General features: G+C 67.8%; 18 protein-coding genes. 9 read left to right on the top strand and 9 right to left on the bottom strand.

What is annotated here, in order from left to right:
* Window positions 1–8: 8 nt before the first annotated feature.
* The gene (locus AC1RRR_RS01410; protein WP_492809934.1) at window positions 9–842 is read right to left on the bottom strand and encodes an oxidoreductase; all 834 of its coding nucleotides are present in this window, start codon (window positions 840–842) and stop codon (window positions 9–11) included.
* A 92-nt stretch (window positions 843–934) separates the two neighbouring features.
* Here AC1RRR_RS01410 and AC1RRR_RS01405 point away from each other — a divergent pair, with 92 nt between their 5' ends.
* Window positions 935–1,864, top strand: coding sequence for a LysR family transcriptional regulator (locus AC1RRR_RS01405; RefSeq protein WP_492809932.1), 930 nt, complete (start codon window positions 935–937; stop codon window positions 1,862–1,864).
* 242 nt (window positions 1,865–2,106) lie between these two features.
* Complete coding sequence (locus tag AC1RRR_RS01400; protein WP_492809931.1) at window positions 2,107–4,671, top strand: HWE histidine kinase domain-containing protein; 2,565 nt, start codon at window positions 2,107–2,109, stop codon at window positions 4,669–4,671.
* A 74-nt stretch (window positions 4,672–4,745) separates the two neighbouring features.
* Here AC1RRR_RS01400 and AC1RRR_RS01395 read toward each other — a convergent pair whose 3' ends face one another.
* The 3 genes from AC1RRR_RS01395 to AC1RRR_RS01385 all read right to left on the bottom strand — a co-directional run bounded on the left by AC1RRR_RS01395 (window position 4,746) and on the right by AC1RRR_RS01385 (window position 6,634).
* Complete coding sequence (locus AC1RRR_RS01395) at window positions 4,746–5,483, bottom strand: nuclear transport factor 2 family protein (protein ID WP_492809930.1); 738 nt, start codon at window positions 5,481–5,483, stop codon at window positions 4,746–4,748.
* A gap of 84 nt (window positions 5,484–5,567) precedes the next feature.
* Window positions 5,568–6,215: a hydrolase gene (locus AC1RRR_RS01390; RefSeq protein WP_492809928.1), complete on the bottom strand. Its 648-nt coding sequence runs from the start codon at window positions 6,213–6,215 to the stop codon at window positions 5,568–5,570.
* Between the two features lie 32 nt (window positions 6,216–6,247).
* Window positions 6,248–6,634, bottom strand: coding sequence for a nuclear transport factor 2 family protein (locus AC1RRR_RS01385; RefSeq protein WP_492809927.1), 387 nt, complete (start codon window positions 6,632–6,634; stop codon window positions 6,248–6,250).
* Window positions 6,635–6,744: 110 nt separating this feature from the next.
* Between AC1RRR_RS01385 and AC1RRR_RS01380 the strand changes: the two genes are divergently transcribed.
* From AC1RRR_RS01380 to atzF, 6 genes are all read left to right on the top strand, one after another.
* Window positions 6,745–7,671: a LysR family transcriptional regulator gene (locus AC1RRR_RS01380; protein ID WP_492809925.1), complete on the top strand. Its 927-nt coding sequence runs from the start codon at window positions 6,745–6,747 to the stop codon at window positions 7,669–7,671.
* 172 nt (window positions 7,672–7,843) lie between these two features.
* Window positions 7,844–8,308, top strand: coding sequence for a CopG family ribbon-helix-helix protein (locus tag AC1RRR_RS01375; RefSeq protein WP_492809923.1), 465 nt, complete (start codon window positions 7,844–7,846; stop codon window positions 8,306–8,308).
* Window positions 8,305–9,129 (top strand): urea amidolyase associated protein UAAP1, encoded by an 825-nt coding sequence (locus tag AC1RRR_RS01370; RefSeq protein ID WP_492809922.1) that lies wholly within the window; start codon window positions 8,305–8,307, stop codon window positions 9,127–9,129. The genes AC1RRR_RS01375 and AC1RRR_RS01370 overlap by 4 nt, the downstream gene beginning before the upstream one ends.
* 11 nt (window positions 9,130–9,140) lie before the next feature.
* Entirely contained in the window at window positions 9,141–9,767 is a 627-nt protein-coding gene (locus tag AC1RRR_RS01365) for an urea amidolyase associated protein UAAP2 (RefSeq protein WP_492809920.1), read from the top strand.
* Between the two features lie 10 nt (window positions 9,768–9,777).
* Window positions 9,778–13,401: an urea carboxylase gene (gene uca, locus AC1RRR_RS01360; RefSeq protein WP_492809918.1), complete on the top strand. Its 3,624-nt coding sequence runs from the start codon at window positions 9,778–9,780 to the stop codon at window positions 13,399–13,401.
* A complete protein-coding gene (atzF, locus tag AC1RRR_RS01355) occupies window positions 13,398–15,170 on the top strand; it encodes an allophanate hydrolase (RefSeq protein WP_492809917.1) in 1,773 nt (590 codons plus the stop codon). The genes uca and atzF overlap by 4 nt, the downstream gene beginning before the upstream one ends.
* A gap of 247 nt (window positions 15,171–15,417) precedes the next feature.
* Here the strand turns inward: atzF and AC1RRR_RS01350 are convergent, their stop codons facing one another.
* The 4 genes from AC1RRR_RS01350 to AC1RRR_RS01335 form a co-directional block, all read right to left on the bottom strand.
* Window positions 15,418–16,182 (bottom strand): ABC transporter ATP-binding protein, encoded by a 765-nt coding sequence (locus AC1RRR_RS01350; RefSeq protein ID WP_492809916.1) that lies wholly within the window; start codon window positions 16,180–16,182, stop codon window positions 15,418–15,420.
* Entirely contained in the window at window positions 16,182–16,997 is an 816-nt protein-coding gene (locus tag AC1RRR_RS01345; protein WP_492809915.1) for an ABC transporter permease, read from the bottom strand. The genes AC1RRR_RS01350 and AC1RRR_RS01345 overlap by 1 nt, the downstream gene beginning before the upstream one ends.
* Before the next feature lie 5 nt (window positions 16,998–17,002).
* A complete protein-coding gene (locus tag AC1RRR_RS01340) occupies window positions 17,003–18,112 on the bottom strand; it encodes a putative urea ABC transporter substrate-binding protein (protein ID WP_492809914.1) in 1,110 nt (369 codons plus the stop codon).
* A 422-nt stretch (window positions 18,113–18,534) separates the two neighbouring features.
* A complete protein-coding gene (locus tag AC1RRR_RS01335) occupies window positions 18,535–19,683 on the bottom strand; it encodes a dipeptidase (protein WP_492809913.1) in 1,149 nt (382 codons plus the stop codon).
* Window positions 19,684–19,973: 290 nt separating this feature from the next.
* Between AC1RRR_RS01335 and AC1RRR_RS01330 the strand changes: the two genes are divergently transcribed.
* Entirely contained in the window at window positions 19,974–22,925 is a 2,952-nt protein-coding gene (locus AC1RRR_RS01330; protein ID WP_492809912.1) for a TonB-dependent receptor domain-containing protein, read from the top strand.
* Window positions 22,926–22,988: 63 nt separating this feature from the next.
* On the opposite strand, the gene AC1RRR_RS01325 is transcribed toward AC1RRR_RS01330, so the two are convergent.
* A complete protein-coding gene (locus AC1RRR_RS01325; protein WP_492811734.1) occupies window positions 22,989–26,186 on the bottom strand; it encodes a TonB-dependent receptor domain-containing protein in 3,198 nt (1,065 codons plus the stop codon).
* Between the last annotated feature and the right edge of the window lie 6 nt (window positions 26,187–26,192).

Raw genomic sequence — 26,192 nt, 5'->3', positions numbered from 1 at the left:
CTTCCACCTCAAGCTTCCGGAAAGTCGGTGCTGATCGTGAGGTCCTCCCAAGCTGCGATCTCCGCCTGGACCGCCCCGAGCTTGGCGCGCGCCCGACGCAAGGCGTCGGAGCCGAGCAGCAGGTGCAGCGGCGGATCAGGCGCATCGACGATGCGCAGCAAGGCGGCGGCCGCGCGATCCGGATCGCCCAGCTGCTGGCCGGCCATCGACGAGAAAGCCTGGCTGGCCTTGCCGACCGTCGCGTCATAACCCCCGGCCCTTGGGGCGCTCAGGCGGATGGAGTGCGTCGACAGGAAGTCCGTCCGGAAGGCCCCCGGCGCGACGGCGGTCAGCTTGATGCCCAGCGGCTCGACCTCCTGGTGCAGCGACGCCGTCAAACCCTCCAACGCGTACTTGGCCGCGGCATACAGCGCCGACGCCGCGCCCGGCGCCCGGCCCGCGATCGAAGTGATGTTAAGGATCCGCGCCTCGCCCTGGGCCCGCAGCCCGGGCAAGACCGCGCGGATCACCTTGAACGGCCCGAAGACGTCGGTGGCGAACAGGCGCTGAGCCTCCTCATCGGTGGCGTCTTCCAGCGCGCCCAGCAGGCCGTAGCCGGCATTGTTGACCACGACGTCCAACCGCCCTTCGGCTCGGCGGAAGGCCTCGGCGACCACCCGCTCGATGGCCAGGCCGTCGGTGACGTCCAGTGTCAGGACATGCAGCTTGCCCGGCCCCGCCTCGGTGGGGGCCGCGCCCGAACGGACCGTGCCGACGACGGTGTCGCCCCGCGCCAACGCGGCCTGGGCCAGCGCCAACCCTAGGCCGCGCGAAATCCCGGTGATGAACCAATGCTTCGTCATCGCATGCTCCTTGTCAGGCGCGTCTTGTGCGCCCGCTTTCGCGACTTCAGAATGGAGCTAATTCTGCGTGAGCTTGTAAGGCGTGCTAAACAATGGCCTTAAGCACTGATACACTGCTGAGCAGCGGCGACTTCGCCCATCTGCGTGCGTTCGTGGCCGTGGGCCAGGCGCTCAGCTTTACCCGCGCCGCCGAGACCCTGGGCGTCACGCCCTCGGCGCTCAGTCAAGTCGTGCGCGCCTTCGAGGACCGGATCGGCGTACGGCTGCTTAACCGCACCACCCGTAGCGTCTCTCTGACCGACGCGGGCGAGACCCTGCTTCACCGCGTCGCCCCCGCTGTCGCCGAACTCAGCCAAGCTGTCGGCCAAGTCCGCCTCTATCAAGAGCAACCTTCGGGGACGGTGCGGGTCCACGTTTTCCGGTCGGCCGCCGACCTTTACGTCCAGCCGATCCTACCCGCATTCCGCCGCGCCTACCCCAAGGTCGTCCTGGACATCACGGTCGATGACGAGGTGGTCGACACGGTCGCGTCGGGTTTCGACGTCGCAATCCGCATCGGCGAGGTCATCGAGCGCGACATGATCGCCGTGCCTCTGGAGCCGCCGGTGCGGCAAGTCCCCGTCGCCGCCCCAAGTTATGTCGCAGAACGCGGTCTGCCGGCTCATCCGCGGGACCTCCTAGGCCACGACTGCATCCGCTGGCGCTGGCCGGGCCGCACCCAGCCTTATCGCTGGGAGTTTTTCGAGAACGGCGCTTGGTTCGAAGTCGAGGTCGATGGGCCGCTGATTGTGAACAGCAAGGACATGGCGCTGAAGGCCGCCATAGACGGCGCCGGCATCGCCTTCTCGGTCGAGCGCACCGCTCGCCACGCTATTGCCGACGGCCGGCTGGTCCCGATGCTGGAGGCTTGGTGCGAACCCTTCCCGGGCCATCACCTTTGCTTTGCTCAGCAACGACAGATGAGCCCGGCCCTACGCGCCTTCATAGACACGGTGCGCCAAGGCGCTGCGGCGCCCGACTGAGCTTTCCGCCGGCTGGGTAGCGCCATCAACGGACACTGTCTCGCGCGCTTAAACTCGACATTCGGCCTCGGCGGAGCAGCACGAGTTGCCGGCTTTTGCGAAAGTCGCCGATAGGTCTGCCGCCACGGCGTACCCGAAAGCGGCATGGTCGAGGAACTGGCTCTCGAAGATCGCGTTCGGTCAAGCTTAGCATCAGGGCCATCGCCCGGCGCTTGATCGACCAAGATGCACGAAGGGCGCCCGTGAAGGATCTCCCCACAACCGATCTGACCAATTGCGACCGCGAGCCGATCCACTTGCTGGGCGCGATCCAGCCCACGGGCGTTCTGGTCGCCGTCACCCGCCAATGGATCATCGAGCGCGTCTCGGCCAATCTGCACGACGTCTTCGACATCGAGCCGTCCGAGGCGATCGGACGCAACCTCGACGCGCTGCTAATCAACGACGCGCTGCACGAGGTGCGCAACCGCGCGACGCTGCTGGTCGGCCCCGACGCGATCGAGCGGATCTTCGGCGTTCGGCTACGTCGCTCCGAACAGCTCTTCGACCTGGTGGTCCACGCCTCCGACGATCTCCTGGTGATCGAGATCGAGGCGGCCGAGCAGGGGCGTGGCGATGCGACCAACACAGTCCGCTCGATGATCGCCCGCCTGGACCGCACGCGGTCCATGGACGCCTTTTTCCAGGAAGGCGCGCGTTTGATCCGCGGGTTGGCCAGCTATGACCGCGTAATGGTCTATCGCTTCGACAGCGAGGGCTCCGGCGAGGTGGTGGCCGAGGCGATGCGCGCGGGGATCGGCTCGTTCAAGGGCCTGCGTTATCCCGCCAGCGATATCCCGCGCCAGGCGCGGATCCTCTACAAGCGCAACCTGATCCGCACGATCGCCGACGTCAACGCCGCGCCCGCCCCGATCGTGCCGCAACTGGACGACAAAGGCCGCCCGCTGGACCTGTCGCTTTCCGCCCTGCGTTCGGTCTCGCCGATCCACATCGAATACCTGAAGAACATGGGCGTGGGCGCGTCGATGTCGATCTCGATCATCGTCGACGACGAGCTTTGGGGCCTGTTCGCCTGCCATCACTACGGGCCGCGTGTGCTTGACTTCAACACCCGCGCGGTGTGCGAACTGTTCGCTCAGATGTTCTCCATGCGCCTGGAAAGCCGTGAACGCCGGGAGATCATGGAGTTCGAGCGGCGCGCCCGCGACATTTCCGACCAGCTGCTAGGCGCGGTGGCGTCCGACGACAGCCTGCTCAACAACCCCGACTGGCTGACCTCGATCCTGACCAACGCCATCCCCGCCGACGGCGTGGGCGTATGGATCAACGGCACCAGCGTTTTGTCGGGCAGCACGCCCTCGACGGGTGAGTTCCGGCAGCTGATCGGCGAGTTGACCGCGACCTCCGACGGCGAAGTGCTGGCCACCGACCACATCGGCGGCTTCATGAAAGGCGCCGAGCGTTTCGCCGACAACGCCGCGGGCATGCTGGCCATCCCGATCTCCCGCGCGGCCCGCGACTACGTGGTGATCTTCCGACGCGAGATCGTCCGCTCGGTGCGCTGGGGCGGCGATCCTCACAAGCCTGTCGAGTACGGCCCCAACGGGCCTCGCCTGACGCCGCGCGAAAGCTTCGAGGAGTGGAAGGAGACGGTCCAGGGCCGCTCCAAGCCGTTCAACGCCTCGGAGATCCGGGTCGCCGAGACCCTGCGCGCGACGCTGATCGAGGTGGTGCTGCGCATGGCCGACGAGGCCGCCTCCCAGCGCCAGTCGGCCAGCGAGCGGCAGGAGATGCTGATCGCCGAGCTCAATCACCGCGTCCGCAACATCCTGGGCGTGATCCGCGGCCTGATCCGCCAGTCAAAGCCCTCGGACGGCGATCTGGAGAGCTTCGTCCGCCAAGTCGACGGTCGCATCCACGCCCTGGCGCGCGCCCACAACCAGATCACCGACGACCACTGGGGCCCTGCCCCGATCCAGGCGCTGGTCGACGCCGAGACCGCCGCCTTCCTGGCCGACCGGCCAGACCGAGTAGCCACGACCGGCGGCTTCGTCCTGCTCAACCCCCAGGCCTATTCGACCATGGCGCTGGTGTTCCACGAGTTGATCACCAACTCGGCCAAGTACGGCAGCCTGTCGGCGGACGGCGCGGTCGACATCGCCTGGCGGCGCGACAATGTCGGCAACTTGGTGGTCGAGTGGGTCGAGAGCGGCGGCCCGCCCGTCACTCCGCCCGAACGGCGTGGTTTTGGCACCACGATCATCGGCCGTTCAGTGCCCTACGACCTGGGCGGCGAGGCCAAGATCGACTATGCCTCGGACGGGGTGCGGGCGCGGTTCAGCATCCCGGCGCGGCATGTCTCCGAAGCCTCCGGCGACCGCCTGGCGCCGCTCAAGGCGCCGCGCAAGCCGGTCGAGCGGGGCGTGGCGCCGCGCCAGATCCTGGCCGCCAAGATGGTCCTGATCGTCGAGGACAGCCTCATCATCGCCCTGGACGCCGAGGACGTCGTCAAGAAGCTCGGCGCCGATGGGGTGATGACTGCCGCCACGGTGCCCGCCGCCTTGGATCTGCTGGGCGAGAGCCTGCGGCCCGACATCGCCATGCTGGACATCAATCTCGGCGACAAATCGAGTTTCCCGATCGCCGACCGGCTCGAGAACATGGGCATCCCGTTCCTGTTCGCGTCGGGCTACGGCGAGCAGGCTCACCTGCCCGCCGCCCACGCCGACCGGATGGTGGTGCAGAAGCCCTACACCATCGAGAACGTGGCGCGCGCCTTGGAACGGCTTCTCACACGCTCTGGCTGACCGAGGCTTGAGCTACCGTGCGCGCTATGAGCTGCCATTGGCCTATCTCCAAGAAGCGGACGTTCGGCGATGACTCACCATGCTCTCGGTAGATCGCGACGCAGGGCCTCCTCGGGGTCGAACATGGAGACGCCGCCGACAGTCGCCTGGACCTCATTCTGTAACACGTCCCAGTGCTCTGCGAGCTTGCCGCCTTCTACCCGAAAGATATCGATCACCACCTGCGGGGTGTCGGCCCAACCCCGGATGCGGCCGTGAATGGCGACGAGATCGTCTTCCGCGACGATCAGGCCAGGCTCGTAGAACACGGCCGGCGACAGGCTGGCGACGAGCGCCTGCAAGGCCTCGCGCCCCTGCGGGATGCCGGGATTGTGCTGGATGTAGTCCGGCGCATAGAGGCGCTCCACCGCCGAAGCGTCGCGACGTTGGAACAACGCCGTCATCGCCTCTAGCACCAACGTCTTGTTCCTCTGGGGCGTGTCGTCCAAGGCCCGGCCCGCTGGTCGCGTGATCGTCACCGGCCCGCTCATCCGCAGGAACCGGCCGTCCGGCAGGGTGGCGAAGGAGTGGACCGTCCCGCGGTCGTAGTCCTGGACGTTGGTGACGGTGGCGCCGTCCTTCTCCTGCCAGCTGACGGCGAAGAGGCTATTGCCGAGCGACACGACCTGGATGTCGACGACCTCGGTCCGGGCATACGGACCTTGCTTGATCTCGAACTGCAAATGGGTGTCGGATAGCAGGGTCAGGCTGACCTGGAAGTTCGGATAGGAGACGTCCATCTCCAGTCCGACGGGGAAGCGGGTGATCGTCATTCTTGCACTCTCCATGGGCAGGTCGGACGCGTAGACGGGACGGCCCCATGGGCCGCCCCATCCTGGACGTCGGCGCGTGAGGCCTTAGGCCGGCGATCCGGCGCGGCTCGCCAGCAACTGAAGCTCCCAGGCGAAGGCCACGCCGCTGCCGCCGCCGTGATCGAGCAGCACCTCCGAGAGGCCGGCGGCCGACTCTTCACGCGCCCAGTCGCGCTGCCACTCGGCGAGCACGGCCATCCAAGTGATCGGCACAGCGCCGGCGGCGACCATGCGGCGCACCGCCATGTCATGGGCTTCGGCCGAGACGCCGCCCGAGGCGTCGGTGACGATGAACACGTCATAACCCTCGCCCAGCGCTTGGATCGTCGGCATGGCCAAGCAGACCTCGGTCCACAGCGCCGCCAGGATCAACTGCTTGCGGCCGCTCTTCTTGACGATGTCGGTGATCTTCGGGTCCTGCCAGGTGTTGATGAACGTACGGTCGATCGGCTTCTGGTCGGGGAAGACCTCCTGCAGGCCCCTGATCAGATAGCCGCCCCGTTCCTCGATCACCGTGGTCAGCAGGGTCGGCACGTCAAAGACCTTCGCCCCTTTGGCCAGGCCGATGACGTTGTTGACGATCATCGTCGGCTCGTGACTGTTCAGGTTGGCGAACTGGTAGGGCTGGTGGTCGATCAGAACGAGGAAGCTGTCTTCGGGACGCAGCAGGGCGTCGAGACCGGTCTTGGGCATGGATACTCCTTGAAAAAGCACGCTTCGACGCCTCAGGCGCCGGCGGGGTCGAGAAAGACGTGGAGGGTGTGGATCCGGCCATCCGAGAAGCGGGCGACGTCGGTTCCGGTGACGGCGACGGGACCGTTCGTGGGGCCACAGGACCAGCGAAGACGGCCGACTCCGTGATGGGCGGCGGCGGGGCCGACCGCGACGAAGACGAAGGCGGGCGGTAGGCTGGAAAGCAGCGTCTCCACCGCCTGGTTGATGGCCGAATGGCCGGTCGCCACGGCGTGGGGCTCAAGGAACGAGGCGTCCTCGGCGTACAGCGCCTGTATCACCGCCAGCCGGCGGACGCCGTCACGCTCGCCGAACACGCGCTCGAGATTGGCGTGCAGCAGACCTGCCTCGTCGGGGCCGGCGTTCGATCTGTTCGGCATGGTGGAAGCTCGGGGGCGGCGGCGTGTTGCGGCGATATGACCGCGCCGGACCTGTTCGCTGTAGTCATCGATATCTGGAACTAGCTTCAAGCATTTGTATAAGGTCTGGCATGGAAACCCTCGCCAATCTGGAGTCCTTCATTCGCAGCGCCGAGTGCGGGAGCTTCTCCGCCGCGGCCCGCCGGCTGGGCGTGACGCCCGCGGCGATCAGCCGGAACGTCGCCAATCTGGAGCGCGGCCTGGGCGTGCGGCTGTTCCAGCGCAGCTCGCGCAACCTGACCTTGACCGAGGATGGCGAGCGCTTCCTGGCGTCGGTCTCGGACGGCGTGCAGTCCATCCAATCGGCGATCGCCCAGGTGACCGCGCAGGCGGGCAAGCCGGCCGGGGTGCTGAAGGTCAGCATGCCGTCGACCTTCGGCCACGACCACGTGATGCCGATGCTGCCGGCCTTCCTGGCGCGCTATCCCGACGTGCAGCTGGATTTGGGTTTCGAGAACCGTCAGGTCGACCTGATCAGCGAGGGTTTCGATGCGGCCATCGGCGGCGGCATGGAACTGCCGGCAGGGATCGTCGCCCGGCGTCTGGCGCCGCTGCATGTCGTCGCCGTGGCCTCGCCCAACTATCTGCGAGGCCGCCCGTCGCCACTGGACCCGCAGGACCTGGCCGCGCTGGACGGGCTATCGATGCGCTCAGCCCTCACCGGCCGCGTGCGGGTCTGGCGAATGCGCGATCGCGAGGGCGTCGAGACAACGTTGGAGCACAAGGCCAGCATCGTGGCCAATGACCCGGAGGCCCTATGCAGGGCGGCCCTGATGGGCCTGGGCGTGGCGATGATCGCCGTGCCCTATGTCGAGCGGCATCTGCAAAGCGGGGCGCTGCTGCGCCTGGCGCCGGACTGGCACGCCGACATCGGCGCCATATCGCTCTATTTCAGGGGCCAGAAGCTGCTGCCCGCCAAAACCCGCGCCTTCATCGACCACGTGATCGCCGGGTTCAAGGAGCTGAACTTGGCGCAACGGTTTTCAGCGGAGGGATAGCGCCAGTAGCCGACATTAGCGCCCTGACGACAACCCGGCGCTCGATTCACGGCGAAGCCCGCTGCCTAGCGATTAGCCTTCCCGCGCCCAATTCGGCGGCGCCGGAGTTGTCGGCAAGCCCTTCGTGTTATTACGTATTGATAGCTTCGTAATAACACGAAGGGATGCCCTCATGGATACCTCCTCCACCCTGGCGCGCCTGAGCATCAGCCTGCCGGCCGAGCTGATGACGCAGCTCGACGCCATGGTCGCCGAGCGCGGCCTGCCCAGTCGTTCGCAGATGATCGCCGAGCTCATCCGGCATGAGCTGGCCGAGCACAGCGGCGAACGCCCGGACGCCGTGCTGGCCGGAACCATCACCCTGATCTATCGCGCGGAAAGCGGCCGGGTGCGCCACGCCCTGGCCCAGGCCCAGCTGGGCTATGTGAAAGAAGTGATCTCGGCCCAGAACGTCTTCCTGGAGGACGATCAGGCCATGGAGGTCCTGCTGGTCCAGGGACCGGCCGAGCGCCTGCAGCAGCTGTGCGACGACCTGCGCAAGGTGCGCGGCGTCCAGCAGATCAAGCTCGTCACCACCACCGCCCTGCTGCCGCCGCTGCACTTCCACGGCGACGAGCCCGACGGAGAGTCTCCTTGAGCGATACCGCAACGCCTTATGCCGCCCAGGCCCATGCCCGCGCCCAAGCCGGGACGCGCGTCGAGGCCATGCCCATCGTGCCGGCCAGCGCCGCCGTCGACCTGCCGCCGGGCGTCGCCACCGCCGACGTGGTCTGGGACGAGACCATCGCGCCTGGCGGCTACGCCAGCCGCCAGATCGCCCGGGGCTCGCGCCTTCGCCTGACCGACATCGCGGGCGACGCGGCCGTCTCGCTGCTGATCTTCAACGCCGAGCGCCCGATCGAGCGCCTCAACATCGCCGACACCCTGAAGGTCCAGTGGAACGGCTATCTCGGCCAGGGCCGCCTCTTGCTGTCCGACATGGGCCGGGTGCTGGCCAGCATCGTCGAGGACGAGGCCGGCACGCACGACGCCTTCTGCGGCGCGTCCAACCAGGCCAGTAACGCCCGCAAGTACGGCGACGGCTTCAACCACGGGGCCCACCCCAACGCCCGCGACCGCTTCTCGCTGGGCGTCGCCAAGTTCGGCCTGGGTCGCAAGGACATCCATCCCTGCCTGAACCTCTTCAAGGAGGTGCGCGTGGGTCAAGGCGGCGAGACGGTGATCGATGTCGGTCCCTATGCGCCCGGCCGCGCCCTGACCCTTCGCGCCGAGATGGATCTGATCGTGGTGCTGGCCAATTGCCCGCACGTGCTGGACCCGCGCGAGGCCTATGCCGTGACCCCGGTGCGCGCCACCGCCTGGCGCGGTCTGGTCACGCCGGAAGCCGACCCGATCCGCAACGCGACGCCCGAAGGCCTGCGCGCCTTCCTGAACGTCGAAGACTACTTCTCGCGCTGAGGGCCCCATTCATGGCGTTCGATCCCCCGCCCCTGAACACCATCATCCACGACGAGGTCGTCCCCGCCCGCGCGCCTTGGCTGCATGAAGTGAAAGCCGGCCAGACCCTGCGGATCGTCGATCTGGAGGGCAACCAGGCCGTCGATTTCCTGGCCTACAGCGCCGCCGACGACGCCGAACGCTACAGCGCCCAGGACACCATCGCCGCCCAGAAGAACATCTTCCTGCGCGAAGGCTCCGTCCTGCTGTCCAACGAAGGCAACCCGATGATGACGGTGACGGCGACGGCCGTCGCCTATCACGACACCATCGGCGGGGCCTGCTCGTGCGAGAGCAACACCCTGCGCTACGGCCACCACACCAAGAGCCAGCACGCCTGTGTCGAGAACTTCCTGGTCGCCAACGCGGCCCAGGGACGCGGCAAGCGCGACATGGTCAGCAACGTCAACTGGTTCATGAACGTGCCGGTCGAGGCGGACGGGGCCTTGGGTATCGTCGACGGCATCTCGGCGCCCGGCCTCTATGTCGACCTGCGCGCCGAGATGGACGTGGTGGTGGTGGTCTCCAACTGCCCGCAGATCAACAACCCCTGCAACGGCTTCGACCCGACGCCGGTGCGCATGATCATCGCCCAGTAGGACCGCACTCATGTTCGACAAGGTCCTGATCGCCAATCGCGGCGCCATCGCCTGCCGCATCATCCGCACGCTGCGCGCCATGGGCGTGAAGTCGGTGGCGGTGTTCAGCGACGCCGACGCCGGCTCGCTGCACGTCTCCCTGGCCGACGAGGCCGTGCGCCTGGGCCCCGCGCCGGCCGCAGAGAGCTACCTGCGCGCCGATCTCGTGCTTGCCGCCGCCAAGGCCACGGGCGCCCAGGCGATCCATCCGGGCTACGGCTTCCTCAGCGAGAACGCGGCCTTCGCGGAGGCCTGCGAGACGGCGGGCGTCGCTTTCATCGGTCCGACGGCCGAGAACATCCGCGCCTTCGGCCTCAAGCACACCGCGCGCGACCTGGCCCAGGCCCACGGCGTGCCGCTGGCGCCGGGCACCGACTTGCTGGTCGATCCGGCGGCGGCGCTGGAAGCGGCGGAGCGGATCGGCTTCCCGGTGATCCTGAAGGCCACGGCCGGCGGCGGCGGCATCGGCATGCGGGTCTGCGAGAACGCGCAAGGCGTCGAGGAGGCCTTCGCGGCCGTCCAGCGCCTGGCCACCGGCAATTTCAGCGACGGCGGTGTCTTCCTGGAGCGCTATGTCCGCAAGGCCCGACACGTCGAGGTGCAGGTGTTCGGCGACGGGGCCGGCAAGGTCGTGGCCCTGGGCGAGCGCGACTGCTCCCTGCAGCGCCGCAACCAGAAGGTCGTCGAGGAGACCCCCGCCCCCGGCCTGCCCGCCGCCACCCGAGCAGCCCTGCTGGACGCCGCCGTGCGCCTGGCCCAGGCGGCGAACTACCGCTCGGCCGGCACGGTGGAGTTCCTGTACGACGCCGATCGCGACGACTTCTTTTTCCTGGAGGTCAACACCCGGCTCCAGGTCGAACACGGCGTGACCGAGCAGGTCACCGGCGTCGATCTCGTCGAATGGATGGTGCGTGGCGCGGCCGGCGACTTCGCGTTCCTGGACGTCCTGTCGCCCAAGCCCAAGGGCGCATCAATCCAGGTGCGGCTATATGCCGAAGATCCGGCCCAGGACTATCGCCCCAGCTCCGGCGTGCTGACACAGGTCGCGTTCCCGGACGGCGTCCGCGCCGATGGCTGGGTGGTCGACGGAACCGAAGTCAGCGCTTTTTACGACCCGCTGCTGGCCAAGCTGATCGTCACAGCGCCGGATCGCGAGGCGGCGGTCGTGGCCCTGCAGCAGGCGCTGGACGACACGCGCCTGGCCGGTATCGAGACCAATCTGGACTGGCTGCGCGCCGTGGTCCGCAGCGAGCCGTTCACGAGCGGCCAAGTCTCGACCCGCACCCTGGAGACCGTGACCTGGACGCCCGACACCATCCAGGTGCTGAGCGGCGGTCCCGCCACCACCGTGCAGGACTGGCCGGGGCGCCAAGGCTACTGGGATGTCGGCGTGCCGCCCTCGGGGCCGATGGACGCCTTCGCCTTCCGGCTGGGCAACCGCCTGCTGGGCAATGGCGAGGACGCGGCCGGGCTGGAGATCACCGCACTCGGCCCGACCCTGAAGTTCAATCGCACCGCCACGGTGTGCCTGACCGGCGCCCGCTTCGACGCCCGCCTGGATGGCGCGCCGGTCGAGCCCTATGCGCCGCTCGCGGTCGCCGCCGGCCAGGTGCTGAAGATCAGCCGCGCGATCGAGGCCGGCTTGCGCGGCTACCTGCTGTTTCAGGGCGGTCTGGACGTGCCGGAATATCTGGGCAGCCGCTCGACCTTCACCCTGGGCGGCTTCGGCGGCCATGCCGGACGAAACCTGACGGCCGGCGATGCGCTGCGGCTGCTCGAGCCCGCCGGCGCGACCGCCGCACCTGCGCTGGCAAGCGACCTGCGCCCCGAAACGACCAAGGCCTGGACCATCCGCGTCCTCCCCGGCCCTCACGGCGCGCCCGACTTCTTCACCCCCGCCGACGTCGCCATGATCGGCGGCACGGACTGGAAGGTTCACTACAACTCCAACCGCACCGGCGTGCGTTTGGTCGGCCCCAAGCCCGAATGGGCGCGGCGCGACGGCGGCGAGGCCGGACTGCATCCGTCCAACATCCACGACAACGCCTACGCCATCGGGGCCATCGACTTCACCGGCGACATGCCGATCATCCTGGGTCCTGACGGCCCGTCGCTGGGCGGCTTCGTCTGCCCGTTCGTGATCATCCAGGCCGACCTGTGGAAGGCCGGCCAACTGGCGCCGGGCGATGCGGTCCGCTTCGCCGTGGTCGACGACGCGACGGCCGCCGCCGCGCTCGACGCCCAGGAGGCGCTGATCGCCGATCTCGCGGCCTCGCCCGAGCCCGCCGCGCCGCCGGTGGACGAGCAGAGCAGCCCAATCCTCCATGAGCTGCCCCAGGACGGCCACCGCCCCCGCGTGCTCTATCGCCGCCAGGGCGACCAACATCTGCTGGTCGAGTACGGCCCGATCGTGCTGGACCTGGAACTGCGCCTGCGCATCCACGCCCTGCTACTGGACCTGCAAGGCCAAGCGCCGGAAGGCGTCATCGACCTGACGCCGGGCATCCGCTCGCTGCAGGTCCACTACGACAGCCGCCGCCTGACCCAAGCCGAGCTGCTAGAGATCCTGGTCGCCGCCGAGGACCGGCTGGGCGGGCTGGACGACTTCGAGATCCCCTCGCGCGTCGTCCACCTGCCGCTGAGCTGGAAAGACCCGGCGATCTACCAGACCATCGACAAGTACATGCAGGCCGTCCGCGACGACGCGCCCTGGTGCCCGGACAACATCGAGTTCATCCGCCGGGTCAACGGGCTGGGCAGCATCGAGGACGTCAAACGCATCGTCTTCGACGCCCGCTACCTGGTGATGGGCCTGGGCGATGTCTATCTGGGCGCGCCGGTGGCCACGCCGGTCGACCCGCGCCACCGGCTGGTGACCACCAAATACAATCCCGCCCGCACCTGGACCCCGCCGAACGTGGTCGGCATCGGCGGGGCCTATATGTGCATCTACGGCATGGAGGGTCCGGGCGGCTACCAGCTGTTCGGACGCACGATCCAGGTCTGGAACACGTGGCGGCAGACCGAGGCCTTCACCGATGGCAAGCCTTGGCTGCTACGGTTCTTCGACCAGATCCGCTTCTTCCCGGTCAGCGCCGACGAGCTGACCGAATGGCGGCGCGACTTCCCGCTGGGCCGTCGCCAGATCCGTATCGAGGAAGAGACCTTCCGCCTCTCGGACTACCGCAAGATGCTGGCCGACGAGGCCGACAGCATCGCCGCCTTCCAGGCGACCCGCCAGGCCGCCTTCGACGCCGAACGCGCCGACTGGGAGGCCAAGGGCGAGTTCGCGCGGGTCGAAGCCCTGTCTGGCTTCGCCGACGCCGAGGAGGAGACGGCCGCCGTCGAGGTCCCGCCCGGCGCCGACCTGGTCGAGGCCCCTCTGGGCGGCAATGTCTGGAAGGTGCTGGTCGAGCCCGGCCAGCGGGTCGAGGCCGGCGCGGTCATCGCCATCATCGAGGCCATGAAAGCCGAGTGCGACGTCAACACCCCGGTCGCCGGCGTGGTCAGCGCGGTCTACGCCCAGCCCGCGCAATCCATCGCCGCCGGCGCGCCGGTGATCGCCGTGACCCCGGACCTGGAGGCCGCCGCGTGAGTTTCGAGCGTCTCTCCGTCGAGGCCATCGCCAAGGCCGTCAACGGCGGCGCGAGCGCTGTCGCGGTCGCCCAGGCCACACTGGATGCGGTCACCGAATACGACCTGATCCAGCCCCAGGTCTGGATCCTACGCCTGCCCGCCGAGGCCGTCCTGGCTCAAGCCCGCGCTGTCGATACCCGCATCGCCGCCGGCGAGGTCCTGCCGCTAGCCGGCGTGCCGTTCGCGGTGAAGGACAATATCGACGTCGGCGACCTGCCGACCACCGCCGCCTGCCCCGCCTTCGCCTACACGCCGGAGCGCTCGGCGACCGTGGTCGATCGACTGGTCGCGGCCGGGGCGGTGTTGATCGGCAAGACCAATCTCGACCAGTTCGCCACCGGCCTCGTCGGCGCCCGCAGTCCCTACGGCGCGCCGCGCTGCGTGTTCAATCAGGCCTTCGTCAGCGGCGGCTCGAGCTCGGGCTCGGCGGTCGCGGTCGCGGCGGGCCTCGTCGCCTTCTCGCTGGGCACCGACACGGCCGGTTCAGGCCGGGTGCCCGCGGCGTTCAATCACCTGGTCGGCCTCAAGCCCAGCAAGGGTCGCTGGAGCACGCGCGGCCTCGTGCCCGCCTGCCGGTCACTGGACTGCATCAGCGTCTTCGCCGCCGACCTCGCTGGCGCGACTCTGGTCGACGAGGTGCTGACCGCCTTCGATCCCGAGGACGACTATTCCCGCCGCCTGCAAGAGGCGAGCATCAACGGCCGGCGCTTCGCGATCCCCCGGCCCGAGCAGCGCATCTTCTTCGGCGATGGCGAGTCCGAGACCCTCTACGCCGCCGCCATCGCCCGGCTGCAGGCGGCCGGCGGCACACCCGTCGAGGTCGACATCGCCCCGCTTCTGGACGCGGCCAAGCTACTCTACAGCGGCCCATGGGTCGCCGAGCGCACGGCCGCCGTCGAGCCCCTGCTGCGGGCCACGCCCAGCGCCATCGAACCGACTGTCCGCGCCATCGTCCAGGGCGGTCTGGCTGTCACCGGCGTCGAGACCTTCAAGGGCCTCTACGCCCTGGAAGGCTATCGCCGCGCGGCCGAAGCGATCTGGGAGGCAGCCGATTTCCTGTTCCTGCCGACCACGCCGACCATCTATCGGCTCAAGGAACTTAAGGCCGAGCCACTGGCGCTGAACGCCAATCTCGGCCTCTACACCAATTTCGTGAACCTGCTGGACCTATCCGCCCTCGCCGTCCCGGCCGGCTTCCGCGCCGACGGCACGGGCTTCGGTGTAACCCTGGTTGGTCCCGCCTTCGCCGACCGCGCGCTGCTGGACCTGGCCGCGCACTATCTGGAGACCCTCCCCATGGCCGACACGCCTCCGCTGGACCTGACGCCCCACAAGCCCGGCGTGAAGCTGGCCGTGGTCGGCGCGCACCTGGGCGGCATGCCGCTGCACTGGCAGCTGACCTCGCGCGAGGCGCGGCTCGTCTCGGCGACCAAGACCGCGCCAGCCTACAAGCTCTACGCCATCGCCAACTCGACCCCGCCCAAGCCGGCGCTGGTGCATGTCGGCGATGGCGGCAGCTCGATCCTGGTCGAGGTCTACGAGTTGGATGTCGAGGCCTTCGGCAGCTTCACGGTCGAGGTCCCCGCCCCTCTGGCGATCGGCAATGTGACCTTGGAGGATGGGACCACGGTGAAGGGCTTCGTCGCCGAGCCTCGAGCCTTGGACGGCGCCACCGACATCACCCACCTGGGCGGCTGGCGGGCCTATATCGCCTCGCTCACGGTCTAGCCATTTCCGCACCGCACAACGAAAAAGCCCGCGAACCAGGTTCGCGGGCCTTTCAGCATCGTCAGGTACGAAGAGCGCCTTAAGCGGTGGCGCGAGCGGCCTTCAGGGCCGAAACGGTGTAGTAGATCAGGCTGAACATCGGACTTTCCGGGCTGCGATCAAGGCGAGGACGTTTCCCCGCAACACAACCCACATACGATGACAACGTTGTCATTGCAAGCCATCATGCTGCGGCGCAACATCGCACCTATTTGCCCAGCCCCGCCAAGGCCTCCGGCCCCACCGCCCCCGGCTTGTCCAAAGGGAAATCGTAGACCGCCGTCGCGCCATAACGATGCGGCGCGTGCGGATCGCGGCGGCGCTTGTCGAAAGCCAGAACGCGGGTGCCCAGCTTGAAGGCCTCCTTGATGTCGTGGGTGACCATCATGATGGTCAGGCCGTTGTCGCGCCAAAGGCCGGTGATCAGCTCGTGCATGTCCAGGCGCACGCCCGGATCCAGGGCCCCGAACGGCTCGTCCAGCAGCAGGATGCGCGGCTTGCGGATCAGGGCCTGGGCGATGGCCAGGCGCTGCTGCATGCCGCCCGACATCTGGGCCGGATAGAGGTCGCGGCTGTCACCCAGACCCACGGCGGCCAGCATGGCGTCGGCCTCCTCCAGCGCCTTGCGACGCCGCGCGCCCGACAGCTTGCCCAGCAGCGGCGAGCCGGCGCAGTCCAGGCCGAACACAACATTGTCGCGCGCCGACAGATGCGGGAACACCGAGTACTTCTGGAACACCACGCCCCGGTCGGGACCGGGCTCGGGCCGCAGCTTCTCGCCGTCCAGATCGATGGCGCCGCGCGTGGGCTTTTCCTGGCCGATGATCAGCCGCAGGAAGGTGCTCTTGCCCGCTCCGGACGGACCGACGATCGAGACGAAGCTGCCCTGCTGGATCGACAGGTCGACATTCTCGAGCACGACCTTGTCGCCGTATTCGACCCAGACGTTGCGGAAGGTCAGCAGGCCACCCATCAGCGCCCTCTCTCGGGATAGGCCCACGGATAGGCGCGGCGAGCGACCAGCTTCAGCGTCACGTCCATCGCCACCGCCAGCAACGAAATCCAGACGACGTAGGGCAGGATGATGTCCATCGACAGGTACCGGCGGACCAGGAAGATGCGGTAGCCTAGGCCGGTGTCGGCGGCGATCGCCTCGGCCGAGATCAGATAGACCCAGGCCGGACACAGCGAGAGGCGCAAGCTGTCGATCAGGCGCGGCATGGCCTGGGGCAACGCCACGCGCAGGGCCAATTGCCAGGTGCTGGAGCCCAGGGTCTGGGCCTTGACCAGCTGCTCCTCAGGGGTCGCGGCGACGTGGGCGGCGAGATCCCGGACCATGACCGGCGTCACGCCGATGACGATCAGGGCGATCTTGGCCGTCTCGCCCAGGCCGAAGACGATGAACAGGATCGGCAGCACGGCGATCGGCGGGATCACCGCGATCGCCGCCACCAGCGGTCCGAACTTGGCCCGCAGCAGCGGCAGCAGGCCAAGCCCCAAACCCAGGATCAGGCTCAGCGCCGTGGCGATCGCCAGGGCCAGGCCGATGCGCTCCAAGCTGGCCAGGGTGTCGACCAGCAGCGGCGCGTGGCCGGTCAGCGGGTCGACCTTGGCCATCAGCTGCACGGCCTCGACCATGGCGGTTGGGGTCGGCAGCAGCTTGTCACGCGGGTTCTCGGCGTGACGGGCCTGCGAGGCCATCAGGTAGAGCAGCCCCGCGGCCAGCAGCGGGATCATCCCGAGCAGGACCGCGAGACCGCCCCTGGGTCTGATGTTGAGAAGGCGCATGAGGGCTAGAGCTTGCCGTCCGCCGCCTGCTGCACGTAGCTGGGGTCGAAGCGCAGCTTGACGTTCTTGGGATCACCCAAGGTCTTGCCGCCCGGGAAACTGATGCCGATGTCGTCCACCGACTTCGCCCCCTGGCCAAACAGACCCATGCTGAAGCTGAACTTGCGCACGCGGTCGTTGGCGGTGACGAGGTCGGGACTGACCGTGGCGGCCAGGGCCGCCTTCGGATCGGCATAGAGGTGGGTCGTCTTCAGCTGGCCTTCGAAGCTGGCCAGGTCGGCGCCCGACAGCTTGGCCATCTGCTCGCGGGCCGCCTTGCCTTCCGGCGTCTGGGCCACGGTCAGGGCCATCGTCTCGTACCAGATGCCGGTCAGGGCCTTGCCCAGGTTCGGATTGGCCTTCAGCGCCTCGGTGCTGACCATCAGGCCATCCAGGATTTCGCCCGGGATCTTGGAGCTGTCGAAGACCTCGGTCGCGCCGGGCGCCTTCTTCACTTCCGACAGCTGCGGGTTCCAGGTCACCAGGGCCTGGGTTTCCTTGGCGCCGAACGCGGCGACGATGTCGGCGTCCGAGGTGTTGACCGTCTTGACATCGCTCATCTTCAGCCCGGCCTTTTCCAGGGCGCGGGCCAGCAGGTAGTGCGAGACCGACAGCTCGACGAGATTGACCGAACGCCCCTTCAGGTCGGCCAGGCTGGCCCCATTCTTGAGCACCACGCCGTCATTGCCGTCGGAGTAGTCGCCGATCATCACCACGGTGGTGTCCTTGCCGGCGGCGGCCGGCACGGTCAGGGCGTCCATGTTGGTGGCGGTGACGCCGTCCAGCTTGCCGGCCGAGTACTGGTTCAGCGACTCCACATAGTCGTTGATCTGCACCAGCTCGATCTTCACGCCGTACTTGTCGGCCCACTTCTTCACGATGCCCGACTGCTGGGCGTAGGCCCACGGCATCCAGCCGGCATAGATCGTCCAGCCGATCTTGTACTCGGTCTTGGCGGCCGCGGCGGGCGCCGCCGGCGCGGCCTTGTCGTCGGCCTTTTGCCCACACGACGCCAAGGCCAGGCAGGACACGGCCAGGGCCGCGATGAAACGCTTGCGGTTCAATAGGACACTCATCAGCGGCTCCCTCGACATTCGCTGACGCCAGTGGAGGGGCATATTACGAAAATGAGCAATCGTAATACCGACGACCATTCCGAAGTCGCCGGCGATTCCACCCAACTGCTGAAAAAGAAGGCCGAGCGCGACTTCGGCGCCCGAATCTCGCGCCAGGAGGGCCGTGGACATCAGATGCGCGCGGCGTGTCTTGCAGGGCGCAGCCACAGGACCATCATCGCCGGAGCACTAGGAGGTCCTCATGTTCAGCAAGTTCGTGGTCAAGCTGAGCCGGACCCTGTTCTCGTGGCTGGCGGCACGCGCCGACCGGTATTGGGCGCACTAGCCGCGTTCTCTGTCCGCCTGTGTCGCGCCAATAGCAGACCTCGGACTGACGCCAGATTCTGGACACTGATCGCGATGCGGATGGCGAACTCGCGCTGCTAGGCGCCCCAGACGTTCTGCGCATAGCGCAGAAAGTTCAGGCCCAGAATTTTCTCGATCCTGCGCGGCGGATGCCCACGCCCGGCCAGCTTGGCGACCAGGATGCGGAACTGGTCGGGTCCGAACATGTCGATGGCGAAAGTGTAGGAATCCGGTCGCTCGCCTGGCGCCGAGACGCCTTGCGTGCGACGACGGTTGATCTGAGCGGCGAAAGCCATCTTCCAGCGCTCCAGGTCGTCGATGCCGGTGACCCCTCCATCGGTGCCGATCCCGACCGCATCCTCGCCGCAGATGTTGATGGCGTGCTCGATATGGCGACAGACGTCCTCACTGGTGATCTGGCGGTCGGACAGGAACGGCATGAAATAGATGCCGACATAGCCCCCTTTCTCGGCGACAAGGCGCAGCTCCTCGTCGGTCTTGTTGCGCGGCACGTCGTTCAGGGCGCGACAGCCGGTGTGGCTGACGCAGATCGGCGCCTTGGAATGGCGCGCAGCGTCCAGGCAGGTCCGCTCACCACTGTGCGAGAGGTCAACGATCACGCGGCGCGTATTCAGGCGATCGATCACCTCGCGGCCGAATGGCGTCAGCGGGGTGTCGCCCGGCGCCATGGAGCCGCCGCCGAGCTGGTTCTGCGGATTGTAGGTCAGCTGGATTGCCCGTACGCCCATATCGGCGAACAAGTCCACACGGTCGGCTCGATCACCCATCATCGCCGAATTCTGGAAGCCGTAGATCACCCCGACCTTCTTTTCAGTCTTGGCGCGGCGGATATCGGCCGTAGTCAGCACCTTGAGCAGCTTGTCGGAATGCGCGCGGATCATGCCGTCGAACTGGACGACGCCGCGCACCGTCGACTCGAATGGCTCGGCCTTGCCGCTGACATAGCCCAGGGTCCAGTTCGTCGCCGTTAGGCCCGAGGCGATGGCGTCGTCGATCACGCGCTTGCTGATCGGCGCGCCGGCGTCCAGATCGCTGGTGTTGGGATCGTCCAGTTCGCCCAGGCTGTTGATGACGATCATGTCGCGTAAGGGGTCCTTGCCCTGGAACTTCGGAACCTGAGCGGCGGCGCGATCCGGCGCGGCCAACAATCCGGGTATGGTCGCCGTCGCGGCGGCCAGGGTCGTCAGGTTTCGGCGGGTGAGCATGTCGATCTTCCTGCGTGCGAACGTCGAGGACGGTCCCTCGCCCCCCCTTGGGGGTCTTACGCACGAGGTTCCCCGACCCGAACCGCGCCAGCCGGTGATTTCGCCCCAAACGCCAAGCTGCCGCCACACCGGGCGAAGCGCTGCCGATCTGGCTTCGCGGCCATCGAATGGCGATTTGTGACGATCACAATCACTTCTCGTCGCCATATCGCCGGTATTTCTCGATCTCGTGCGTAGCACCCTTCAGGAGGCGGGATGGGACCCGTCACCTCAACAGAGGGGGTTTCAGAATGTACGGTATGAGACTGGCGAGCCTATGCGGCTCGACGGCGGTCGCGGCGATCCTCGCCATCGGCGGCGGCGCTCAGGCGCAAACCACCAGCACGGCGGGGACGAGCACGGTCACCGAGGTGGTGGTAACAGGCTCGCGCATCCCGCGAAGCGACACCAAGACGGTCTCGCCCGTGACGGTGCTGACCCAAGAGAACCTGGACGAACGCGGCATCGTCAATCTGGGAGAGCTGCTCAACCAGGTGACGTCGAACGTGCCGGTGCTGCCGATCTCGACCAGTCAGGGCTTCCCCGGCGGCGACGCCAAGCAATCGCCGAACCTCTTCAATCTCGGCGCAGGGCGCACCCTGACCCTGGTCAATGGGCGCCGCATGGTGGCCACTTCGTCTGGCCTGGGCGATCGCGTCGTCGACGCCGGCATCATCCCCAGCGGCCTGATCCAGCGCGTCGACATCGTCCAGGGCGGCGGCGCGTCGGTCTATGGCTCGGACGCCATCGCCGGGGTCGTGAACTACATCCTCAAGGATCACTTCCAGGGCCTCGAGCTCGACGCGCAGTACGGCGAGAGCTCGCGCGGCGACTATCCCAAGCGCTCGGCGCGCGTGACCTGGGGCAGGAACTTCCTCGACGGCCGCGGCAACATCGCGATGGATCTCGCGTGGTCGAAGACCGATCCGCTGCTGGAAATCGCGCGGCCCCGCACGGCCTCGGGCATCCGCAACGTCACTAACCCGGCCAACACCTCGACCACCGACGGCATCCCGCCGACGATCAACGTCTTCAACGGTCGCCTCTGGCAGTACAACCGCTACGGCGTGATCTGGGCGACCCCGAACGGTACGGCGGCAGGCCTGTTGCGCGGCAACGGCACACCGCTGCAGTTCTCGCCCGACGGCGCGTCGGTCATTCCCTACGACACCGGCGTGATCCAGGCCGGCGGCAGCACGGCGATCGGCGGCCAAGGCTTGGACACCCGCGACCTGTCGACCCTGGCCGCGGGCCTGCAGCGCTACAACTTCACTACCATCGGCCACTACGACATCACCCCGCACATCAAGGCGTCGGGCGAGTTCCTGTATGGGCATCAGGAGTCCAAAGACCCCTACGGCACACAGCAGGTGTTCCGCACGATCGGCAACAGCGGCGCCTCCGGCCCGATCACCTTCAACAACACCAACCCGTTCCTGAGCGCGTCCGACATCGCCACGCTCAGCGCGGCCAGCCCGACCTTCGCGGCCGGTGGCAATCTGTCGATGACCCGCTTCATGGACATCCTGCCCAGCCGCGACCGGAGCACGCAGACCGACGTCTATCGCGTGGCCGGCGCACTGGACGGCGACTTCGCCGTGTTGAATCGCGACTTCACCTGGAGCCTCTCGGGCAGCCACGCCGTCAGCGACTACGAGGTCCACACCTGGGCGCCCTATCTGGCCCACATGCTGAACGCCCAGTCGGCGGTCAAGAACAGCGCCGGCCAGATCGTCTGCGCCATCAACGCCGACGCGATCACCACCAATGACGACGCTGCCTGCGCACCGCTCAATCCGTTCGGCCAGGGCAACGAGTCCGCCGCCGCCCGCGCCTACGTCACGACCCTGACCGGCTCGAAATACCACAACACCCAGGACGATTTCCTGGCGGTCGTGGGCGGCGACCTAGTCAAACTGCCTGCCGGCACGGCCAAGTTCAGCGCCGCCTACGAGCATCGCAAGGAGCACACCGCGTTCCGGCCGTATGACGCGGACCTGCGCGGCATCGCCACCACCGGTTCGCCGGCGGTGAACCGCGACGCCGGCTACAAGACCGACGAATATTCCGGCGAACTGCTCGTACCGATCGTCGGCGGCGACTTCACCCTGCCTGGCGTGCGGGCGTTCGAGGTCAACGGCTCGTACCGCTATGTCGACCACTCGATCGCCGGGGTCCAGAAGGTCTGGGGCTATGGCGGGCGCTGGGACACGGGCCTGGGCTTCTCGCTGCGCGCCTCCAAGAGCCGCAACTTCCGCGCCCCGTCGCTGGACCAGCTGTTCGCGCCGACGTCGACGGCGTCCGGCCAGCCGCTGGGCCAGGACCCCTGCGACGCCGACCGGATCAACGGCGGCACCAATCCGGCCGCCCGCCTGGCCGCCTGCCAAAAGGAGTTCGCCGCCCACCCCGAATGGGGTCCCCTGGCCGGCTTCCAGGATCCGGCCGAGAACACCGGCATCGTCAACGTCACCAGCGGCGGCAACCCGGACCTGAAGAACGAGATCTCCAACACCAAGACCTGGGGCGTCGTCTTCCAGCCCGACTACATCAAGGGCCTGACGATCACCGTCGACCGCGTGGAAGTGGTGCTGACGGACGGCCTGGTGGCGTTCAGCCCGGCCTCGTTCGCGGTCAACTGCTATGACCTCGGCGACGCCAGCGCCTGCGCCACCTTCAGCCGCAACGCCCAGGGCTATCTCACCCAGGCCCGGTCAACGACGTTCAACGCCGGCCTGATCACCTGGAACGGCGACATCTGGAACGTCAACTACCGCTTCCCGCTGGGCGCGATGTGGAACAAGGATCTGGGCCAGCTCGAACTGGGCGCCGAAGTCACCCACACCACGCGCTACGACGTCTCGACCAACGGCATCACCCACGCCCGTTCGGACGGCACGACGTCGGTTCCCGACATCCGCGCCCGCTTCGACGTTCGCTGGAGCAAGGGTCCGCTGCGGGTCTTCTATTCGGCCTACTACATGCCGTCGATGAAGAGCGGCTACACCGACACGATCGAGACGACGCCTGTGCCGGTCATCGCCTCGAACACGACCCACAACATCTCGGCGCAGTACAACTACAAAGGTTACACCCTGCGCGCCGGGGTGAACAACTTCACTGACCAGGGTCCGTCGTTCCCGACCAGAACCTATGGCGACATCTTCGGCCGCCAGTTCTACATCGGCTTGCGCGCCCGCTACTAAACGCCTTCTCCTTCGAAGGACACGACGCCGGGCTGGCCTCCAGCCCGGCGTTTTCTTTGTTGGCTAGAACCGCGCCCGCAGCCCCATGAACCAGCGGCGGCCGATGATGTCGCCGTAGTTGCGCGCCGGAAAGCTGGGCTGCTCGTCGGTCAGGTTGGTGATCCCGCCGCGCAAGGTGAGGCGACCGAAGTCATACGCCGCCGAAACCGAGTGCTGGGTGTTGGCGGCCACGATCGGATAGGGCGTGGTCTCGATCGTGTCGGTGTAGCCGCTCTTCGCCGACGGCAGGCGATAGACCGACCAGGTCAGGCGCAACGGACCTCGGGCATAGCGGGCGTCCCAGCGCGTCCGCCACGACGGCGCCGAGATCGTACCCTCGGCATGGGATCGATCCAGGCCCGTGACCGACGTCAGGTAGCGGCTGGTGTGGGTGGCCTCCACCGCCAGCTCCAGCGTGCCCAGGTCCTTGTCCCAAGGCCCGCCCAGCTGGAAGCGGTAGCTGACGTTGTAGATCTCGCCGCGATACTGGACGAGGCCCGCGTTGAAGGTGCTCTGGCGCGCGGCGACCACCGTCCCGGTCGCGTCGCGGGTGATGGTGTCGCAAGCCGAGGTGAGCTGGGGCTCGGTATCATAGCAGAGGGCCAGGTAGCTGGCCGGGGCGAAGCTAGAGAGACCGTTGCGCAGGTCGATCTCCAGCCGGTCGGCCGAGAGGGTCAGGCCGGGAATATAGGTCGGCTGGAACACCGCCCCCCAGGTCACGGTGTGCGAGGTTTCGTTCTTGAGGTCCGGATTGCCGCCTGTGGTGACGGCCGTGATCGAAGTGTTCTCGGCGGGGTCCTGGAAGTTGGCCAGCGGTCCATAGCCGGGATGGGCGGCGAACTCGCGCTGGCAGTTAGCCAGCCGGATCGCCGGCCTGGAGCCAGCGTTGATCCGATCGGCGTCGCAAGGATCAGCGCCGATGAAGGTGAAGCCGATGGTGGTCGGCGCGAACTGCTGGTCCAGGGTCGGGGCCCGGAAATTGCGGCTGCGCGAGGCGCGCAGGCCAAGACCGAAGGTCGTCTTCAGGCGCAGGCCCGCGCCCCAGACGGCTTCGCGGCCCGCCCGGCTGTCGTCGACGAAGCGGTAAGAGCCGCTCAACTCCAGCCGCTCAACACCCTTTGGCGCGAAGGCGCCGCCCAGCAGCGGCGCCAGCAGCTCGCCGGAATATTCGTTGGTATGATAACCCCCGCGCTCTGGCAGGCTCTTGGCGCCCGAGAACAGCAGGCCCGCCTGGTCGGCGGCGAACGGCGTATAGCGCGCGGTCTCCCGGCGGTGCTCATAGGCCAGGCTGAACTGAGCGCGACCGCCCGGCAGCTTGACCAGGTCGCCGCCCAGAGACGCCAGGAAGTCGTCATGGACATTGACGTAGCTGGCCCCCGAGCGCGCCGAGACATAGGCGCGGGCCGCCGCCGAGGCCTGGCCAACACCGAACGGGTTCAGCGGCGCGCACGCCGGATCGTCATTGCCCGCGACGGCGTCGGCGTTGATCGCGCAGACGATACGGCCCGAGCTGTCCCGCGTGGCGTTCAACGCGTCGGTCAGGTGCAGGGTGTAGGGCGCCCAGACCGACTGCTTGGCGTGGGTGCGAGCGCGACTGAGCGCGGCGCTCCAGTAGAAGCGCCGTTCGCCGGCGGCGAAATCGCCGTCCAGCGAGACCAGCGCTCGGCCGCTCTGGGTCGCGTTGAGGCGCTCGCGGTCGGGCAAAATGTCGAGGAACTTCGACAGGTACAGGGGCCCGCCGGCCGCGAAACTGGAACTGGCGGCCGACAGGCTCGCGACTTGGGCCGGCGTCAGGAAGGGATTGGCGCGGGTGAAGGCGATCGGCCCCTGCCCCGACGCGACCGATCCCGACACGACACGCACGATGCTCTGGGTGCCATAGGGCTCGGCGGAGGCCGTATCGCCATAGATCAATTCCCCCGACAGCCGAACCTTGGGCGTCAGGTCGTAGTGGCCGATGATCGCCGCCGTATAGCGTTCCACCTCGGCCGCCAGCGACGACAGCAGACGCGTGTCGAGCCCCTGCCCGCCGACGGCTGTTCCGCCGGCGCCCTGGATCATACCGGGATCGTAGGCGACGATACCCTGGCCGTCGGCGCTGATCTGGGCCGGTGCGCCGTTGACGGCCAGCAGGTTGGCGGCGGAAAGGCCGTTGCTGGTGAAGAGAACGCCGCTTGGATTGTAGTACCAGAGGCGGGTGTTGGAGACCGAGATGGTCGGCGGTTGCCCATCGCTAGTCGATACATTCAGCGGATTGGTCACCATCCGCCGAGCGCTGGCGGTGAACGGCCGGTCGACCTCGCGCAACATGCCCGTCTTCGACCATTCGACATTCAGCGCGATGTTGCCACGCCCTGCCGCCAAGTCGCGACCGCCCGTGTAGCGTAGCGCCGTCTGCGGGTAGTCGCCCCGGGTGCTCTGACCATACTGAGCGTTGAACTCCGAGCCCTCGAAGTCCTTCTTGAGCACGTAGTTGACGACGCCAGCGATGGCTTCGGAGCCGTAGACCGCCGCCCCGCCGCCCTGCACCACCTCGACCCGCTGCACCAGGCCCGACGGAATCAGGTTGGCGTCGATCGTCCGGTCGCCCAGGCCCGAGCCCGAGGTCACCATCCGGCGACCGTTCACCAGCGTCAGGGTCCGGCCGGGGCCGAGGTTGAACAGATTAGGCGCCTGGCGGCCTCCAGTCAGGGCCGGCAAGCCCTGGGTGGTGGTGATCGGCGTGGACGGGCTGTTGGAGGTGTTCTGGTTCAGCAAGTCGCCGAACTGGGCGAAGCCGCGGTCGTTCAGGTCATCGCCCGTAGCCACCGTGACTGGCGCCACGGTCTCCGGATCGGTGCGGCGAATGCGCGAGCCGGTGACCACCAACTGGGAGACCGCCGCCCCATCATCGTCCTGGGATGACGCCCCAGGCACCACCGGCGCGGGCTCACTGGACGATAGCGCGGGCGCTGGCGACACCACCAGAACGCCGGAACCGGTGCGGCTGATGACCAGATCGTTGCCCGCGATCAGGCGGCGCAGCGCGTCTTCCACGCTCAACGCACCACGCACCGGCCGGCTGAGCTTGCCGCGCACCGCCGGCTCGGAAAAGAGGATCGGCTTGTTGGCCCGCTGGCCGAAAGCCCGAAGCGCGCTGCCCAGCCCCTGCGCGGGAAGATCGAAACGCACGGCGCGGTCCTGGGCCAGGACCGTCTCGGGCGCGGCCGCCGCGAGCAGCACCGCCAA

The sequence above is a fragment of the Caulobacter sp. GW821-FHT12D05 genome, from assembly GCF_058807295.1.
Note: the sequence above shows the minus strand (reverse complement) of the source record. Positions and strands in the feature narration are given on the sequence as shown.